An 18,182-nucleotide genomic window follows, 5' to 3' on the forward strand; every position below is an offset into this window, starting at 1 on the left:
CTGTTACTCCAGGTCGGGATACGGGCTCTTGCCGCCTTCAGCGATGAACTGGTCGACCCGCGCTTCCAGCACCGGCAGCGGTACTGAACCCAGTTGCAGCACCGTGTCGTGGAAGTTGCGGATGTCGAATTTCTGGCCCAGCGCCTTCTCGGCTTTCTTGCGTGCGTTGATGATGCTCATCTCGCCCAGGTAGTAGGACAGCGCCTGGCCCGGCCAGGAAATATAGCGGTCCACTTCGGTTTCGATTTCGTGGTTCGACAGCGCGGTGTTCTCGCGCAGGTAGTCCTGCGCCTGCTTGCGGGTCCAGCCCTTGCTGTGGACACCGGTGTCGACCACCAGGCGCGAGGCGCGCCAGGCCTGGTAACTCAGCATGCCGAAGGTTTCATACGGCGTTTCGTACATGCCCATTTCCGCGCCCAGGCGCTCGGTGTACAGCGCCCAGCCCTCGCCATAGGCAGAGATATAAGCGTTGCGGAATGGCGGACGGCCCTTCTGCTCCAGCGCGATCGGCATCTGGAAAGCGTGGCCCGGCGCCGATTCGTGCAGCGTCAGCGCCGGCATGCTGTACAGCGCGCGCGACGGCAGATTGTAGGTGTTGACCAGATAGACGCCCGGACCGCCACGGCCCGAGGTGTAGAACGGCGCCTGGTCGTCCGGCACCGGGATCACGGCGAAGCGGCGGCGCGGCAGGTAGCCGAAATATTTCGATACCTTGGCGTCGAACTTCTTGGCCACCCAGGCAGAACGCATCAGCAGTTCTTCCGGCGTCTTGGCGTAGAACTGCGGATCGGTGCGCAGGAATTGCAGGAAGGCCGGCAGGTCGCCCTCGAACTTGACCTGCTTGATCACGTCCAGCATCTCGGCGCGGATCTTGGCCATTTCTTCCAGGCCGATGTTGTGGATCTGGTCCGCCGTCATCGTGGTGGTGGTGAATTCCACGATCTTCGACTGGTAGTAGGCTTTACCGTCCGGCAGGCTCTCGGCCGCCAGCTCTTCACGCGACGCCGGCACATATTCTTCGCGCATGAATTTCAGCAGCGATTTGTGGGCCGGGACCACGCTCGTTTCGATCGCCTTGACCGCCTGCGCGCGCAGCTCTTCCTTCAGCGCGTCCGGCATCGAGGCCGGCATCTCCTTGAACGGCATGTAGAACACCGAGTCCTGCGGCGTTTTCGCGTCAATCACGGAGGTGATCGACGCGTCGCGGCCCACCAGCGTGATTTTCGGCGGCGTGAAGCCACGCGCGATACCGGCGCGCATATTGACGATTTCGTCGTTGAAGTAGCGCGGCACATCGGCCAGCTGCTTGATGTAGGCGCGATATTCCTTTTCCTTGGTCATCGGGCGGCGCGCGGTATAGGTCATATTCGACCAGAACGCCGTGTCGGCGTTCAGCGGCTTTTCATAATCCTTGAATTCCTGGGCGGCGATGAAGGCGGCGATCTGCGCCTTGTACACCTGATAGTTGATGCGTTCCGGTGCCGACAGGCGGGCTTCCTTGACGCCGCCCAGCTTCTTCATCACGTCCTGCCAATAGGCCAGGCGCTGGTTCTGGGTGGCGGCGTCGATGCGTGGCAGCGTCGACGACACGCCGCTGTTGTCGTCATCCTCGCCGTCTTCCTGCTTCTGGCTAATGCGCCATTTCCATTCCTGGGTGTAGATGGCCTTGAACTGCGCATCCGACGGACCAGGCTTGACGGCAGGTGCAGCGGCATTGGCTGCGCTCAAACACAACAACATGCATGCACCGGCGATCGCGGTGCTGAACTTCTTTTCCATAACGCTCCAGAGAAAAGGTGGATTACATTTCCAATAAATTACGGCGTTCCCGCAATAGCGCGGTAAAACCTTCGGCATTGAGCGGACGGCTGAAATAGTAACCCTGCATCTCGTCGCAACCGCGACCGGTCAGGAACTGCATCTGCTCGCGGGTCTCCACACCTTCCGCTATCACCCGCATATTCAAATTGTGTGCCAGCGAGATGACCGACAGCGCAATCGCCGCGTCGGCGCTATTGGTGGTGACGTCATCGACGAAGGATTTGTCGATTTTCAGCACGTCGATGGGGAAGCGTTTCAGGTAGCTCAGGCTTGAATAGCCGGTGCCGAAGTCGTCCAGCGAGATGCTGACGCCGATGTCCTTCAGGCGGCGCAGCGCCTCCACGGCTTTATTGGGATCGCCCATCACCGTGCCTTCAGTGATCTCCAGGCCCAGATATTCAGGCGCCACGCCGAATTTGCGCAACGTGGTTTCCACGTAGGGCACCGTGGCGTCATTGGCAAACTGCCCGGCCGCCAGGTTGACCGCCACCTTGATCTTGCCCAGGCCCTGGTCGTGCCACACCTTCATTTGTGCGCACACGCTCTCCAGCACCCACTCGCCGATCGAGTTGACCAGGCCATATTCCTCGGCCAGCGGAATGAAGCGGTTCGGCGGCACCTTGCCCAATACTGCACTATTCCAGCGCAACAATGCCTCAGCACCGACCACGGCGCCCGTTTTCAGGCACACCTGCGGCTGATAATGCACCTCGAATTCATCCCGGGCGATGGCGCCGCGCAGCTGGCTCTGGATCGCCAGCTTGTCGCGGATTTCCGCATCCATGCGCTCGGTGAAGAAAGCGTAGTTGTCACGGCCGATTTCCTTGGCGCGGAACAGCGCTGTATCGGCGTTGCGCACCAGTTCATCGAAACTGTCGCCATCGGTCAGGCTGACGGCAATGCCGATGCTGGAGGTGACGGTAATCTGCTGGCCGTCGATCACCAGCTCCTTGCGCAAGCCGGCCAGGATGTTCTGCGCCAGCGCCATGGTGGCGCCCAGTTGAGCATCGTCGGCAATGATGATCTGGAATTCATCGCCGCCCTGGCGCGTGACGGTGTCGCCTTCGCGCACGGTCTCGCTCAGGTACCTGGACACCACCTGCAAGGCCTTGTCGCCCATGTCATGGCCATACGAGTCGTTGATGCTCTTGAAGCGGTCCAGATCCAGGCACATGACGGCCACGCAGCGGCCTTCGCGGCGGGCGGCGTTGAGCGTCTGGGCAAAGCGCTGGCGCGCCAGCAGGCGGTTTGGCAGCCCGGTCAAGGCATCGTGGTTGGACAGGAAATCGATCAGGTGCTGCTCGGCCTTGCGCTCGCTGATATCCATGAACACCGCCACGTGATTGATCACGTGGCCCTTCTCGTCGCGCACCACCGAAGCGCTCAGCAGGCCCGGATAGGTGTCGCCGTTCTTGCGGCGGGCCATGATCTCGCCCGACCAGTGGCCGGTCTTCATCACAGACTGCACCATGGCGTCGAAGGAACTGGTGTCCTGGTCGCCGGCATGCAGCAGGCCGATGCTCTCGCCCAGCACTTCCTTGGCGGTATAGCCGGAAATCTGCGTGAAAGCGGGATTGGTGGCGACGATGCGCGCATCGCGGTCCGTGACGACGATGGCGTCCTGGGTCGCCTCAAACACCTGGCTGGCCAGGCGCAGGAATTCCTCGTTGGCGCGGCGCTGTTCGACTTCCTTCGCCAGTTCGGCGGTGCGCTCGGCCACCCGCTCTTCCAGCAGCGCGCGTTCCTCGGCCAGCGCCTTCTGCGCGCGGCCCAGGCGCACATGGGCGTCGGTGCGGGCCAGGATTTCCTCGGCCTGGAAAGGCTTGGCGACAAAATCCACCGCGCCCAGCGCGAAGCCGCGCACCTTGTCGTCTGTGTCGTGCTGCGCCGACAGGAAGATCACCGGTACCTGGCTCAGTTCCGGCGTCGCCTTCAGGCGGCGGCAGACCTCAAAGCCGTCGATGCCGGGCATGCGCACGTCCAGCAAAATCAGCTCCGGCGGCCGCGATTGCGCCGTCCACAGCGCCAGCTCGCCATTTGGCGCCTGGCGCACGTAGTAACCGGCTTCTGTCAGCAGGTCGCTCAGCAGCTTGAGCGAGGCTGGCGTGTCTTCCACGATCAGCACTTCGCCCTTGGTGTGTTGTTCCGACAAATCCCGGTGCATGTAAAAGTCTCTCGCCTATTTAAAGGTTGCTCTCGCTATCATATACCGGTCAGGCCAGTGGCTCCAATTCATTATCCGCCTGGTCCAGCAAGGCGCATAGCTGCGGGTACTGGTGCAACTGAACCATATGCTCGATACGGGCCACCACATCGGCCAGCCCGCGCGGCAAGGGCTCCAGCAGCAGCGCCACGCGCGCCAGGTTCAGTTCCTGCAAGGCGACCTTCAATTCGCCGCGCAGTGCCGGGTCCAGACGTTTCAGGTCACCGCTGTCCAACGGTGCCTGCAACGCCCGGCGCGCGGCCACGCGGTGGCGGCGCACGAACTGCAGGTTCAGCTGCTGCTCCAGCACTGCGTACAACTGTTCCTGCTCGACCGGCTTGCGCATGAACTCATCGGCGCCGGCGGCCAGCGCCGCCTCGCGCTCTTCGGCAAAGGCGGAGGCGGTCAGCATCACAATGCCAGGCTGCGGGCCATCCGTATTGGCGCGGATCTTGCGCGTGGCGCTGATACCGTCCAGCGCCGGCATGCGCCAGTCCATGAACACCAGGTCCGGCTGCCACACATCGACCATGGCCAGCGCCTGCACGCCATCGCCGACCACGGCGACATCGAAGCCCAGCGGCTTGAGCAGGCTTTCCATCAGCGCGCAGCCGTCGGCATTGTCATCGGCCACCAGTACACGGCGGCGCTGCTGCGGCTCCAGCGGGCTGACTTCGTCCTGGTGTACCATCGGCGCTTCATCCGTCACCTGCACCGCGACGGTAAAGTAGAAGGTCGCGCCCTCGCCCACCGTCGATTGCAGCGCCAGCGTGCCGCCCATCAGTTGCACGAATTCGCGCGAGATGGTCAGGCCCAGGCCCGTGCCCTCTTTCGCGCCCGGCCCGTCGGCCTGGATGAACGGCTCGAACACGCGCGCCTGGTCCTCTTCCGCGATGCCGGGGCCATTGTCGATGACGGCAAAAGCCAGCTCGCACTGGCCGTTGCGCGACATGCCGCGTACCTTCAGCGTCACCTTGCCCTGCGCGGTGAACTTGACCGCGTTGGACATCAGGTTCAGCAACACCTGGCGCAGCTTGGTGCCGTCGACACGCGCACTGGCCGGCAGGCCGACGCTGTCCAACACCAGCTCGACGCCGCTTTGCACCGCGCGCATGCTGACCATATCCATCACTTCCTGCAGCATGTCGTTCAGGTGGAGTACTTCGGTTTGCAGCACGGCGCGGCCGGCTTCGATCTTGGACAGTTCGAGGATATCGTTAATCAGCGTCAGCAGATGCTGACCGGAGCGGTGGATGATCGCCAGGTTGCGCTTCTCTTCCGGCAGCATGTTCTTCGAATCAGCCATCAGCCGCGAGAAGCCGATCACGGAATTCAGCGGCGTGCGCAGCTCGTGACTCATATTGGCCAGGAAGGTCGACTTGGCACGGTTGGCCGTCTGCGCCTGGCGCACCGCCACCGACAGCGCGTTGGTGCGCTCCGCCACCAGGTCTTCCAGGTGAATGCGATGACGACGCAATTCCTGCTCCGCCATGCGGCTGGCGGTGACGTCGTAGTTGACGCCGACCATGCGCATCGCGTGGCCGTCGCGGTCGCGGAAGGTCATGCCGTCCGCTTTCATGTAATGCACCGAACCGTCCGGCCAGATCAGTCGATACTCGATATCGAATTCGGCGGTGCCGTTGAGCGCCTGCTGCAACAGCATCTCGGTCGGCACCGAGTCGTCCGGATGCACCATCTTGCGCCAGGCCTCGAACGGATTATCCAGCTTGCGGCCTTCCATGCCGTGCAGGCGGTACATCTGCTCGTCCCACACCATCTGGCTGGAAACGATATCCCAGTCCCAGATGCCGATGGCGGCCGCACTGGAGGCAATCTGCAAACGCTCTTCGCTGGCGTGCATGGCGACGTAGCGGCTTTCCATCAGCCGCACCATCTCGCGGATCGAGGCATTCAGAGTTTTCAGTTCGCCGGAGTACCAGTCGCGCGGCGGCGCCGCGCCGGGATTCTGGCCAGCCTTGACGCTGGCCGCATAGCGCTCGATATTCGTCAGCGGCTTGAGGATCAGCTGCCACAGCAGCAGGTAGAGGCTGAGCACCAGCGTCACGTCCAGCACAAAAATCAGGCCGGCGATGGTATACAGGCGCTGGCGCAGCTGTTCGATCAGCAGCGCTGGCGAGGCGTAGACTGTGATGGTGCCGATATTCTGCCCACCGGCGACGATCGGCCGTTGCTCGGACAGCAGCTCGGGATCGGACGGCAGCCGCTCGGCCGGCACCAGCTGCGCCTGTGCGTTACGGGTCAGGATGAAAGGACGGTTGCTGGCCACAGGCGCCACCGCGCTGGCGTGCAGGTCGCGGTTGCTCAAGCCGCTCTTCATGATGGTGACGATCTGCGTTTCGTCAAAATTCCAGGCCGGCAGCGCCACCGCAGCGGCCAGTTCATCGGCGCTGTTGGCCAGCGTCTTGCGCAGCTGCTCCCAGCGCTGCACGCGCTCCTGCTGATAGAAGTACAGCGCAAAAGTCGTCAGTACCAGCGTCACCACGGCGGTCAGCGTCACGCTGACAAATACGGCGATAGACATTTTTCCTGCACGGCGGGCAAGTCGGACCAACATCGGAAACCATTCTTCGGGGGTTAATCTGCGCAGTTACTACTCGGATCATAGGTTCAAAATGCGATGAAGTCCATGCATATTTGCGGCTAAGCAACATCCCTACTACTATGTAATTGATCTGATGCATTGGCCGCACTCAGGAACAGCTTGCCGTTCAATTGCTGCAACAACGTACTATTACGTAGGCGGTCCATGACCGGCCCCTTGACCTCGGCCAGGTGCATGCCGATTGCGCGCCGCTTCATGCTCTGGTTGAGCTCCGCCAGTGCCATTAGCGCCGTGGTGTCGATCGAACTGACCGCCGACATCACCAGCACCAGATCGCGTGCGCTCTGGTGGGTGGCCAGTTCGCACTCAATGCGTTCATTGACCGCCTCCACATTGCCGAAGAACAGATTGGCGTCGATGCGCAGCATCAGGAATTCCGGCTGCGTCTCGGCCGGATAGCGCTCGATGTTGCGAAAATGTTCGGTGCCGGCGATACGGCCCAGCACCGCGATGTGCGGGCGGCTGGCGCGCCAGATCAAAGTGCCCATCGACAGCGCCACGCCGATGATCACGCCGGCCTCCACGCCCATCACCAGTACGCCGAGACAAGTGGCCACCCAGGCCAGCGCATCGCCGCGGTCATATTCCCAGGCGGTACGCAGGATGCCCATCTCCAGCATGCCCAGCACGGCGACGATGATGGTGGCGGCCAGCACCGGCATCGGCAGCAGCGCCAGCCAGCCGGTCGGCAGCAGCAGCGCGCAGGCCAGCAGCACCGCAGTGATCAGACTGGCCAGCGGCGTGTTGGCGCCGGCGGCGAAATTGACGGCGGAACGCGACAGGCTGCCGGTCACCGGGAAGCCGCCGGACAGCGCACTGGCCACATTGGCCGCGCCGAGGCCAACCAGCTCATGATTGCTGACCAGCTTTTCATTGCGCTTCAGCGCCAGCGCCTGCGCGCCGGACATCGACAGCAGGAACACCATGAAGCCGATCAGCAGCCCCGGTTGCAGCAAGACGCCCCAATGCTGGCTGGACGAGGCCAGGTTCAACTGCGGCAGCCCGGCCGGCACCAGGCCGGTGGTGCGCACACCCATCTCCGCCAGGCTGGTACACGACATCAGCGCGATGCCCGCCAGCACCACCATCATCGGCGCCAGCTTGGCGGCGATATCGGCCGCCACCGCCGGCACGCCGCAGCGCTTCAGCAACGCCGACAGATACTGGCGTGCCAACACCAGCAGCACCAGCGAGCCGACGCCCAGCACCGCGCTCGGCAGGTGCACCTGTGGCAGTGCAGCGCCCAGCAGCGTATGCAGCTGATCGTAGGCGATGACGATCGCCGAGCCGACGGTAAAGCCGCTCATCACCGGGCGCGAGAAGAAATTGGCGAGGAAGCCCATGCGCAGCAGGCCGCAAAGCAGCAGCACCGCGCCGGACACCAGCGCCAGCTGCGCCGCCAGCACGCCGGCCAGCGCCGAGCCGGCCGGCGCCAGCGGGCCAATGACAGCGGCGGTCATCAGCGAAATAATCGCCATCGGGCCGACCGACTGGGTCATGCTGCTGCCGAACAGGGCATACACGATGGGCGGCACAATGCTGGCGTAAATCCCGACCACCGGCGGCAATCCGGCCACGATGGCATAGGCCATGCCCTGCGGGATCATCATCATCGCCACCACCAGCCCGGCGCTGATGTCGCCTGGGAGTTGATCACGCCGGTAGTGTTTCAGCCATTGCAGCATTGTTGTTCCACTGGTACAGAAAGGCGGTAGTTTATCGCAAATACGTTTACCAAATTAGCTTATCCGAAAATCTCATAAGCAAATCTTGCAGACGAGTGAGATTCTGATAGAATTACGCTATACAACTCGTTTGACGCAACTCAAAAAACAATCGTCAATCTGTCGTCGGCCCAAACAAATTGCCGGCAGTTACTCACACTGTCCACAATTTATTGGAGTCCGCGTCATGCGCATCATCTCATCCCTTCTGCTGTCCCTGTCCGCTGTTGCCGCCCTGAGCGGCGGTGTTGCCCATGCTGCGACCAACCTGGTCACCAATGGCAATTTCGAAACCACAACCAACGGCAGCAACAAACAACTGTCCTCCAGCATCGTCAGCGATGACAAGCGCACCACGCTGAGTGGCTGGACCAGCAGCAACGGCAACGACGGCGGCTATAACTTCGTCCTCAACAGCAATATCGCCAATACCTGGGATTCCGCCATCTGGCTGAAAAGCGAGAACAACGGCTGGGCCAAATCGGCCAACGGCGGCAATATCTTTGCCTCGGACTCGCAATATTGGCCAGGCGTGCTGTCGCAAACTGTCAGCGGCCTGACCGCCGGCAGCCAGTACACGCTGACCTTCGATTCGGCGCTGGCGCAGCAAGTCGGCTTTGACGGCGCGAACAGCGGCAACTACTGGCAGGTCGTGTTCGGCAACAGCACGCAGAACAGCAGCGCGCTGAACATCGCCAGCGGCGGCTTCAGTGGCTGGAACACCTCCAGCATGACCTTTACCGCCACCGGCGCCACGCAAGTGCTGTCCTTCCTGGCACAAGGCTCGCCGGGCGCGCCACCGTTCCTGCTGCTGGACAGCGTATCGCTGACCGCCGCTGTTCCTGAGCCGTCGACCTGGGGCATGCTGGCTGTCGGCCTGGGCCTGATCGGCTTTGCCGCGCGCCGCCGCGCTGTCGCCCGCGCCTGAGTTGAACCGGCCCGCCGTGCTGCCATCTCCTGCTGAATTCATCGCCGCAGTGCTGCGCCTCAGCGTCTGGCTGGTGCTGCTGACGATCTTGTTCGTGCCACTGGAGCGCTGGTTCGGCGCACGCCACGAAGCCCGTTCGCGCCGTGAACAGCTGCACAATCTGGCCTATTACGTGATGAGCAGCCTGGTGCCGGTGATCGTACTGAGCATCCCGGCGGCGCTGCTGGCGGTGATGGCGCAGCATGTGGTGCCGGCCTGGCTGACGTCGGCGGTGCAGGCATTGCCGCTGGCGGCGCGCATCGCGCTGGTGTTTGTGGTCGGCGAGATCGGCTTCTACTGGGGTCACCGGCTCAGTCACGAACTGCCCTGGCTGTGGCGCTTCCACGCGGTGCATCACAGCACAGAGCATATGCACTTCCTCGCCAACACGCGCACGCATCCGGTCGACATGGTCGTGACCCGTTTGTTTGGCCTGGTGCCGCTGTACCTGCTGGGCCTCGCCGGCCCGAGCGTTGCAGGCAGCGGCGCGCCAGCCTTGTTGCTGGTGGTCGGCACGCTGTGGGGATTCTTCATCCACACCAACCTGCGCTGGCGTCTCGGCCCGCTGGAATGGCTGGTGGCCACGCCAGCCTTCCATCACTGGCACCACAGCCGCAACGACCACATCAACCGCAACTACGCCTCCACGCTGCCGCTGCTCGACCGCGTGTTCGGCACCCACTACCTGCCATCGCACTGGCCAGCAGAATACGGCACCGACACGCCGCAAGCCGCCAGCCTGTCCGGCCAACTGCTTGATCCGCTGCTGAAGCGCTGAGCCTCGCTTCAGCCCAGCATTTTCGCGCGGCCTTTGGCGTCTAGCGTCATGACGACGAGCCGGTCACCGTTGCGGACATTGACTTTCTGACCGGGCTTGCCGCGCAGCTGGAGCTGGCGCAGCCTGCCCTGTGACCAATCGAGATCCAGCTCAATGCCGCCCCGCGCTCGCATGCCGCGCACCGAGCCATCGGGCCAAGCTTGAGGCAAAGCTGCCAGCAGACGGATTTCGCCGCCCCACGATTGCACCAGCATTTCCAGAATCGCCGCCGCGCCGCCGAAATTGCCATCGATCTGGAATGGCGGATGGGCGTCAAACATGTTCGGGTAGGTGCGCTCGGGGCCGAGCAGCCCTTGCAGGATCGTATAGGCGCGCTCGCCTTCGCCCATGCGCGTCCACAGCGCCAGCCGCCATGCGGTGGCCCAGCCGGTGGATTTGTCGCCCCGCGTATTCAGCGTGACCTTGGCCGCAGTTACCAGCTCCGGCGTGTCACGCACATTGATTTGCTCGCTCGGATAGACGCCATACAGATGCGATACATGGCGGTGCTGCTGCTCCGGCGCACCGGCATCCCAGTCTTCCAGCCACTCCTGCAACTGGCCTTGCGCACCGATGCGGTCCGCCGGCAGGCGCGCACGTCTGGCCTCCAGTTCAGCGGCGAAGCCGGCGTCGGTTTCGCCCAGCAGCGCGTGCGCCTTGAGCGTCCAGCCGAACAGGTCGCGGATGATCTGGCGGTCCATGGCCGGACCGGCGCAGGTCGCCACGCCCTTGTGGTGCGTGTTCTCAGGCGAGATCGACGGCGACGTCACAAGTCCCCTGCCCTGCGGGTCCTCCACCAGCGTATCGACAAAGAACAGCGATGCACCTTTCAGCAGCGGATAAATGCGGCGCAGGTAGGCCTGGTCTGGATTGTAGTCATAGTGATCCCACAGGGCCTGACATAGCCAGGCGCCGCCGCACGGCCACATTCCCCACAGCGGCCCATCGATCGGCGCGGCGGCGCGCCACAAGTCGGTGTTATGGTGCGCCATCCAGCCACGCGCGCCGTAACCTTTGCTGGCGGTGATGGCGCCCGTCACGCTCAAGTCTTCCACCATGCGCAGCAACGGTTCCACGCACTCGCCGATATTGGCCGATTCCGCCGGCCAGTAATTCATCTGCGTGTTGATATTGATGGTGTACTTGCCGCCCCACGGTGGATTGACACCCTCGTTCCACAAGCCTTGCAGGTTGGCCGGCTGGCTGCCTGGCCGGGACGACGACAGCAGCAGGTAGCGGCCGTATTGCACATACAGCGCCGCCAGCCCGGCATCCGCCTGCTGTTCGGCGACAGCGATGCGCTGGTTGGTCGGGCGCGAATCGGCGGCGCCAGCGCCCAGCCGCAGCGACAGCCGGCGGAACAGCATCTGGTGCGCATGCACATGCGCGCTGCGCAAGCGCGCATACGGCTTGGCCGCCGCTGCCGAGGTCTGCGCACGCACAGTCTGCGCCGGGTCGCCGCTCACATCGGCGTAGTGGACATAGCTGGTCGCTGCGGCCACCAGCAGCGTCACTGTGGTGGCGTTGCGCACTTCAATGCGCTCCTCGCGCGGCGTGATGGCGCCATCGCCCAGCGCCTGCACGCGCACCGCATAACGCAGTGCTGCGGGAATGCCGGCAGCAGCCTCGTTGCGGCCCTCGATCAGCAGCGCATCGGCGCCATCGGCACGCACCGACAAGCCTGCCGGCCGCTCGGCGGCGCGCAGCGGCTCGCGGTAATCCCATGGCATCGGCGCGGCTGTGGTGGCGGTCTTGGCGCCGGTGTAGTCGGTGACGCCGTAGTTGGCCTTCAGCGGATGGCGATAGCCGAGGTCGAAATTCAGCAAGCCATTGGTGGCGGTCAGGCGTATCGCAATCACCTGATCCGGCACGCTGGCGAAGACTTCACGCTTGTGCTGCGTCTTGCCATCACTGAAGCGGGTGGAGGTGATGGCGGTGTCCAGGTCCAGCCAGCGCCGGTAGGCCGTGCCGCCATTGACGCCGTGGAAGTCCAGCAGCAAATCGCCAGCCGCGCCGTAAGGCATCTGCGTCTTTGGAATACCCATCATCGACGACGAAATCAGCTCCGCCGCCTCGTTGAACTTTTCCTGGTCGATCAGCGCCCGCACCTGCGGCAAAGCCGCCAGCGAACGCGGATTGTTCGGATCATACGGACCGCCGGCAAACAGCGTGTCCTCATTCAGCTGGATGCGCTCCTGCGCGATGCGTCCAAAGCACATGGCGCCCAGCCGGCCATTCCCGACCGGCAGCGCCTCGACCCATTGGGCCGCCGCCTGCTCGTACCACAAGGACAGCGCTTCCTGCGCCCCACGCGTGGTGGCCTGCACGGCAGCCCGCGCCAATCCGGGAAAAGCCGCAGCCAATCCCGCCGTAATCATGAAACTGCGTCGTGTCGTCTCCATGCGCCCTATTATGCGCGAGGCCGGGCGACTTCTCAATGACGAAATTCACCAAACCGGGCGCGAAATTGTGCACTCAGCCCGGCAGCGCGTCCCGCACCGCGTCCAGGATCTCCAGCGACAACGCTTCGTCGTCCACCGCGCGCGACAGCACGATGGCGCCGATCATCGACGCGTACTTGGCCAGCGCCTGCCTGCGCTGTTCGGCCACATCCGCGCCTGGCATCAGCTGTTCCAGCACCGCCAACTGGCCGCGCGCGCCCTCGGTCATCGCATGGCGCGCCTTGGGACCGAGACGGGCGACGTCCGCACCCAGCGCCGTCACCGAGCAGCCCTTCTCCGGATGGTCGCGGTGCTGCGCGGTCAGATAACCGTCGCCGATTTTTTCCAGCGCCGTGTCCCGCCCTTCGGCGACATAGCCTTCCCAGCGTTCGACCGATTTTTTCAACGCGTGTGCCGCCGCCTCGGCCAGCAGATCCTCTTTCGAGGCGAAATGGCCGTAGAAGCCGCCGTGCGTCAGGCCGGCGCCTTTCATCAGGTCCGCCACGCCGATGCCGTCGTAGCCTTTTTCACGGAACAGCCGCGCTGCCGTTTCAACGATGCGCTCACGGTTGAGCGCCACTTGCTCCCTGCTGACTTTCATAGTCGACTCCCACCTCTAATCGATTGACATTATACATTGCAAGCGTAATATATCAATCATTACGATCATCATTAAAGGTATCCATCATGAAAGCAGTCATCAGTGCCTACGCGCGTTCGCCCTTTCATTTTTCCCGCAGAGGCAAGCTGGCCGAAGTCCGCCCCGATGATCTCGGCGCGCAAGTCGTCAAAGGGTTGATCGGGCGTACCGGCCTCGATCCCGCGCTGCTCGACGACGTCATTCTCGGCTGCGCCTATCCGGAATCTTCGCAGGGCAACAACCTGGCACGCATCGTCTCGCTGCTGGCCGGCTTCCCGCACGAGGTCAGCGCCATGACCATCAACCGTTTCTGCGGCTCGTCGATGTCCGCCGTCCACATCGCCGCCGCCAATATCGAGGCGGGCCTGGGCGAAGCCTATCTGTGCGTGGGCGTTGAATCGATGACGATGGTGCCGCAAGGCGGCTTCAATTTCTCGCCCCACCCGCAACTGCTGGCGCACACCGACGCCTACATCAGCATGGGCGACACCGCCGAAAACGTCGCCCGCAAATACGAAGTGTCGCGTGCCGACCAGGAAGTGCTGGCACTGCAATCGCACCAGAAGGCGGCCGCCGCGCGCTCGGCCGGGCTGTTGAAGGATGAGATCATCCCCATCACCACCGGCAACGGCGAAGTCGTCGCCGAAGACGGTTGCATCCGTCCCGGCACCACGCTGGAAGCACTGGCGTCGCTGAAGCCGGTCTTCGATCCGGAACACGGCGTGGTCACCGCCGGCACATCTTCGCCGCTGACCGACGGCGCATCGGCGGTGCTAGTCACCAGCGAGGACTTCGCCCGCAAGCACGGGCTGCAACCCAGCGCGCGCATCGTCTCGATGGCGGCGGTGGGTTGCGACCCGGCGCTGATGGGCATCGGGCCGATTCCCGCCACTCGCAAGGCGCTCAAGCTGGCCGGCCTGACGGCGCAGGACATCGATGTGGCGGAGATTAACGAAGCCTTTGCCTCGCAAGCGCTGGCCTGCGTGCGTGAACTGGGCATCAGGCCTGAGGCGCTGAACATCGATGGCGGCGGCATGGCCATCGGCCATCCGCTGGGCGCCACCGGCGCGCGCATCACCGGCAAGGCGGCGGCGCTGCTGGCGCGCACCGGCGGCCGTTATGCGCTGGCCGCGCAGTGCATCGGCGGTGGCCAGGGCATCGCCACCATCCTGGAGGAAATTTAGGCCGCCGCCAGTTCGATGCAGTTGCGGCCCGCGCGCTTGGCGCGGTGCAGCGCTGTGTCGAGACGATCCAGCACGGCGGCGCCGGCCTCCTCCGGCCCCACCTCGGCCACGCCCAGGCTGACGCTGAGCGTGGCGCCATGGCCGGCGCCGGGCAAATCGGCGTCACTGAGGGCGCCGCGCAGCTTCTCGGCCAGCCGCAGCGCGTCGGCCGAGGTGGTGTGGGTGGCGACGATCAGGAATTCCTCGCCGCGCATGCGCGCCAGCGTATCCGAAGTGCGCAGGCGGTCGGTCACCGCTTCGGCGATCTTGCGCAGCGCGCCGTCACCCACAGGCGAACCGTATAAATCATTCGAGGAACTGAAGCTGCCGACATCCAGCGACAGCACCGCCAGCGGCAGGCCGTAACGGCGGGCGCGGCGGATTTCGTTGTCCAGCGTGTCCTCGCCGGCGCGGCGGTTGGCGGCGCCGGTCGCCGCATCGACGGTGCTCAACTGCGACAACTGGCCGGACAGCGCATCGTTACGGTGCTTTAACTCGCTCATGCCGAGGCCAAAGCTGACGAATTGCGCCATGCTGGCAAAGCAGGCGAACTGCTCGCGCGAGAAGGTAATGTGGCGGTCGAACATCAGGCAGATGGCGCCCATCTCCGGGCCGCCGGCCTCGGCGCGCAGCGGCAACGCCAGCACCATGCGGACATTGCGGTCATGTAGCGCCATCGCCAGTTCCGGATCGCCGGCCTTTTCCGGCGCATCGAGCAGGATCATTTCGCCGCGCGATACCGCCATCAGCGGCGGGAACACATCGCGCAGCGGCGATTGCAGCAGACGGTCACGCCGTTGCAGCAGCCGGCCCAGGTCGAGGTGGTTGCGTGCTTCCTGCGCGATCAGTTGCAGGTCGCCGCGTTCCTTCATGTGCAGCACCGCCGTGTGGCGGACGCCGGGGAAGTTACACAGCGCCAGGCAGATTTGCGACGCCATCAGCGACGCCATGTCGATGTCCGCCAGCGCGCGCTGCAGGCTACGCTGCACGCCCAGCAGGTCGCGCAATTCCTTTTCCTTGTCCAGTAACTCCTGCTGCGCGAAGGCGGCGGGATCATCCGGCACCGCCAGCGCCTGGCGTACCGCTTGCTGGATTTCGTCGTCCAGCATCGGGCAAATACGGTAGTGGAAGGCGCCGTAAGCCATCAGCTCCGGCACCCAGGCACTGTGCTCGTAAGGACATAGCAGCAAAATCGGCGCGCCAGCGCGGCCGCGTATCAGGGCGCCGACGCCGGCCAGCTCACTCAGTTTGTCAAAACCGGTCAGGTCGAGGACCAGCAAATCGGCCTCGCGCCTGGCAAGCGAGGCGACGGCGGCGTCTACATGCTCACACAACGTCAGTTGGGAAAACATCTCTCCACAACATGAGCGGAAATCGGTGCGACGCTCGGCACTGGGACTGAAAAACACACCCGTACTGCTCGACCGGCTGTAAACGTCCGACATGGTATAACTCCCTAGTATAGTTTTGGTTTCTATTGTCTCTGCCGCCAGTTTGCCATAACGTTCATAATTAGCAATCTTTTTGCATTATTTTTATGTGTGTCCGCGCACTGTCGGCGCGGCTGACGGCCTCAATACTGTTCTCTTGGAATTCAGGGAGAACACCATGTCGCAATCAGAAAACAAGGCCGACCAGGGCTCAGCCAGCCTGCAGCGCGAGATTCAGCAGCGCCAGGACAAGGTGGACCAGCAAGGTCCGCGCGCCAGCACCGTGAGCAAGGACAAGGAAGCGGTACAGACCAGCGATCACCAATATCCCGGCACGCCGCTGCCGGCTCAGCACCTGGAGAAACCGGGCCTGGAAGCGGAGATGCAACAGAAACCGGAATTCCTGGCGCCCGACTACTGCGGCAGCGGCAAGCTGGCCGGCATGGCGGCTTTGATTACCGGCGGTGACTCCGGCATCGGCCGCGCCGTGGCGGTACTGTACGCGCGCGAAGGCGCTGACGTTGCGATCGTCTACCTGAACGAAGACAAGGATGCGGAAGACACCAAGCGCTATGTGGAGGCGGAAGGCCAGAGCTGCCTGTTGATCCGCGGCGACGTGACCGATCCGTCCTTCTGCCGTGATGCGGCGCACCAGGCGCAGGAGCGGTTTGGCCGGCTGGATATCCTGGTCAACAACGCCGCATTCCAGGAGCATGCGGAAAAGCTGACCGATCTGACCGAGGACCGCTTCGACCTGACCATGAAGACTAATGTGTATGGCTACTTCCACATGGCCAAGGCGGCGCTGCCGTACCTGAAGCGCGGCGCGTCCATCATCAATACCGGTTCGGTGACCGGCTTGCAGGGTTCGGAGCATCTGCTCGACTATTCAACCACCAAGGGCGCAATTCATGCGTTCACCAAATCGCTGGCCTCCAATCTGCTGGAACAGGGCATCCGCGTGAATGCGGTGGCGCCGGGGCCGGTGTGGACGCCGCTGAATCCCGCCGACCAATCGCCAGAGAAGATTGCCAAGTTCGGCTCGCAGACGGACTACAAACGTCCGGCGCAGCCGCAAGAACTGTCGCCATCATATGTATTCCTGGCGGCGCCCTGCTGCTCCAGCTACATCACCGGGATCGTGCTGCCGGTGACTGGCTCGGTGGGTGGTTAGACATGGCTGCGCGCGCGTTGTGGAAAGGGGCGATCAGCTTTGGTCTGGTCTATATTCCGGTCGAGATGTACAGCGCCGTGCAGGAGCACGACCTGGACCTGACCATGCTGGACCGGCGCGACTTTTCGCCAATTGGCTACAAGCGCTATAACAAGAAGACCGGCAAGGAAGTCACCTGGGACGACATCGTCAAGGGTTACGAGTATGAGGACAACGAATACGTGGTGCTGTCGGATGAAGACCTGAAGCGCGCTAACGTGGAGGCGACGCAGACCATCGATATCGTCGCCTTCGTCGAGGCGGCCGATGTGCCGCTGACGTATTTCGAAACGCCCTACTACCTTGCACCTTCGCGCGGCGGCAACAAGGTGTACGCACTGTTGCGCGAGACCTTGCGCAAGGCCGGCAAGATCGGCATTGCCCACGTGGTGATGCGCACCAAGCAGCATCTGTGCGCCTTGGTCTGCGTGGAAGACAAGATCGTGCTCAACACGCTGCGCTACGCCACCGAGATACGCGACGCCGAGGAGTTGAAGCTGCCGCCAGCAACCCTGAAGGCGGCCGGCATCACCGACAAGGAACTGAAGATGGCATTGTCGCTGGTTGACGGTATGAGCGAGGAATGGAAGCCTGAGCAGTATCACGACACCTATAAAGAGGACGTGATGGCAATGGTCAAGAAGAAGATCAAGGCTGGGCAGACCAAAACGATTACCGCGCCGGAGGCCGAGCCGAGCGCACCGAAGTCCTCCAATGTGGTCGACCTGGTGGCGCTGCTGCAAAATAGCCTGGGCAAGCGAGGCGGCAAAGCGGCGCCGGCCAAGTCGCGCGCCGCTGCGGAAGATGAAGAGGAACAAGAGGCCAAGCCGAAAGCGCGCTCCAGCACCACCCGCAGCAGCACCTCATCGACCTCTCGCGCCAAGAGCGCCACCAAGGCCACTGCAAAAACTCCAGCGACCGTCGCCAAGCGCAAGCCCGCCGCCAGCCGCAAAGCGGCATAGCGGTGGCCCGGTGGCCCGGTGGCCCGGCTGCTCGGCTGGCCGGCTGGCCGGCTGGCCGGCTGCTCGGCTGCTCGGCTGCTCGGCTGCTCGGCTGCTCGGCTGCTCGGCTGCTCGGCTG

At 63.6% G+C, this 18,182-nt stretch carries 12 protein-coding genes; 5 read left to right on the top strand and 7 right to left on the bottom strand.

Annotated elements, in window-relative coordinates; all coding sequences use genetic code 11:
* Window positions 1-3: 3 nt before the first annotated feature.
* The 4 genes from BLS51_RS03285 to BLS51_RS03300 form a co-directional block, all read right to left on the bottom strand.
* Window positions 4-1,779: a DUF885 domain-containing protein gene (locus BLS51_RS03285; RefSeq protein WP_090178337.1), complete on the bottom strand. Its 1,776-nt coding sequence runs from the start codon at window positions 1,777-1,779 to the stop codon at window positions 4-6.
* A gap of 22 nt (window positions 1,780-1,801) precedes the next feature.
* A complete protein-coding gene (locus BLS51_RS03290; protein ID WP_090178333.1) occupies window positions 1,802-3,985 on the bottom strand; it encodes an EAL domain-containing response regulator in 2,184 nt (727 codons plus the stop codon).
* A gap of 49 nt (window positions 3,986-4,034) precedes the next feature.
* A complete protein-coding gene (locus tag BLS51_RS03295; RefSeq protein ID WP_229207399.1) occupies window positions 4,035-6,566 on the bottom strand; it encodes a PAS domain-containing hybrid sensor histidine kinase/response regulator in 2,532 nt (843 codons plus the stop codon).
* 119 nt (window positions 6,567-6,685) lie between these two features.
* Window positions 6,686-8,332: a SulP family inorganic anion transporter gene (locus tag BLS51_RS03300; RefSeq protein ID WP_090178328.1), complete on the bottom strand. Its 1,647-nt coding sequence runs from the start codon at window positions 8,330-8,332 to the stop codon at window positions 6,686-6,688.
* Between the two features lie 226 nt (window positions 8,333-8,558).
* On the opposite strand from BLS51_RS03300, the gene BLS51_RS03305 reads away from it, so the two are divergent.
* Entirely contained in the window at window positions 8,559-9,299 is a 741-nt protein-coding gene (locus tag BLS51_RS03305; protein ID WP_090178325.1) for a PEPxxWA-CTERM sorting domain-containing protein, read from the top strand.
* Entirely contained in the window at window positions 9,265-10,116 is an 852-nt protein-coding gene (locus BLS51_RS03310) for a sterol desaturase family protein (protein ID WP_229207398.1), read from the top strand. Before BLS51_RS03305 ends, BLS51_RS03310 begins: the two co-directional genes overlap by 35 nt.
* Before the next feature lie 8 nt (window positions 10,117-10,124).
* Here the strand turns inward: BLS51_RS03310 and BLS51_RS03315 are convergent, their stop codons facing one another.
* On the bottom strand, window positions 10,125-12,557 hold the full coding sequence (locus tag BLS51_RS03315; RefSeq protein WP_090178322.1) for a glycoside hydrolase family 95 protein: 2,433 nt from the start codon (window positions 12,555-12,557) through the stop codon (window positions 10,125-10,127).
* A 73-nt stretch (window positions 12,558-12,630) separates the two neighbouring features.
* Window positions 12,631-13,197, bottom strand: coding sequence for a TetR/AcrR family transcriptional regulator (locus tag BLS51_RS03320; protein ID WP_090178319.1), 567 nt, complete (start codon window positions 13,195-13,197; stop codon window positions 12,631-12,633).
* 86 nt (window positions 13,198-13,283) lie between these two features.
* Here BLS51_RS03320 and BLS51_RS03325 point away from each other — a divergent pair, with 86 nt between their 5' ends.
* Window positions 13,284-14,420 carry a thiolase family protein gene (locus tag BLS51_RS03325; protein ID WP_090178316.1) on the top strand — a complete coding sequence of 379 codons (1,137 nt, stop codon included), beginning with the start codon at window positions 13,284-13,286 and terminating at the stop codon, window positions 14,418-14,420.
* Here BLS51_RS03325 and BLS51_RS03330 read toward each other — a convergent pair.
* Window positions 14,417-15,811: a GGDEF domain-containing response regulator gene (locus BLS51_RS03330; protein WP_229207397.1), complete on the bottom strand. Its 1,395-nt coding sequence runs from the start codon at window positions 15,809-15,811 to the stop codon at window positions 14,417-14,419. The two genes, BLS51_RS03325 and BLS51_RS03330, sit on opposite strands and share 4 nt — an antisense overlap.
* Before the next feature lie 256 nt (window positions 15,812-16,067).
* Here BLS51_RS03330 and BLS51_RS03335 point away from each other — a divergent pair, with 256 nt between their 5' ends.
* Together BLS51_RS03335 and BLS51_RS03340 are read left to right on the top strand one after the other, a co-directional pair.
* Complete coding sequence (locus tag BLS51_RS03335; RefSeq protein WP_090178310.1) at window positions 16,068-17,063, top strand: SDR family oxidoreductase; 996 nt, start codon at window positions 16,068-16,070, stop codon at window positions 17,061-17,063.
* A gap of 2 nt (window positions 17,064-17,065) precedes the next feature.
* Window positions 17,066-18,064 (top strand): non-homologous end joining protein Ku, encoded by a 999-nt coding sequence (locus BLS51_RS03340; protein ID WP_090178306.1) that lies wholly within the window; start codon window positions 17,066-17,068, stop codon window positions 18,062-18,064.
* Window positions 18,065-18,182: the final 118 nt, after the last annotated feature.

It is taken from the genome of Duganella sp. OV510 (genome assembly GCF_900100205.1).
Classification (GTDB): Bacteria; Pseudomonadota; Gammaproteobacteria; order Burkholderiales; family Burkholderiaceae_D; genus Rugamonas.

Excerpts from the sequence above, each read along its gene's own strand:
- BLS51_RS03325 (WP_090178316.1), top strand. The coding sequence starts at position 13,284 with ATGAAAGCAGTCATCAGTGCCTACGCGCGTTCGCCCTTTCATTTTTCC.
- BLS51_RS03330 (WP_229207397.1), bottom strand. The coding sequence starts at position 15,811 with ATGTTTTCCCAACTGACGTTGTGTGAGCATGTAGACGCCGCCGTCGCC.
- BLS51_RS03300 (WP_090178328.1), bottom strand. The coding sequence starts at position 8,332 with ATGCTGCAATGGCTGAAACACTACCGGCGTGATCAACTCCCAGGCGAC.
- BLS51_RS03290 (WP_090178333.1), bottom strand. The coding sequence starts at position 3,985 with ATGCACCGGGATTTGTCGGAACAACACACCAAGGGCGAAGTGCTGATC.
- BLS51_RS03315 (WP_090178322.1), bottom strand. The coding sequence starts at position 12,557 with ATGGAGACGACACGACGCAGTTTCATGATTACGGCGGGATTGGCTGCG.
- BLS51_RS03340 (WP_090178306.1), top strand. The coding sequence starts at position 17,066 with ATGGCTGCGCGCGCGTTGTGGAAAGGGGCGATCAGCTTTGGTCTGGTC.
- BLS51_RS03305 (WP_090178325.1), top strand. The coding sequence starts at position 8,559 with ATGCGCATCATCTCATCCCTTCTGCTGTCCCTGTCCGCTGTTGCCGCC.
- BLS51_RS03320 (WP_090178319.1), bottom strand. The coding sequence starts at position 13,197 with ATGAAAGTCAGCAGGGAGCAAGTGGCGCTCAACCGTGAGCGCATCGTT.
- BLS51_RS03295 (WP_229207399.1), bottom strand. The coding sequence starts at position 6,566 with ATGTCTATCGCCGTATTTGTCAGCGTGACGCTGACCGCCGTGGTGACG.
- BLS51_RS03335 (WP_090178310.1), top strand. The coding sequence starts at position 16,068 with ATGTCGCAATCAGAAAACAAGGCCGACCAGGGCTCAGCCAGCCTGCAG.
- BLS51_RS03285 (WP_090178337.1), bottom strand. The coding sequence starts at position 1,779 with ATGGAAAAGAAGTTCAGCACCGCGATCGCCGGTGCATGCATGTTGTTG.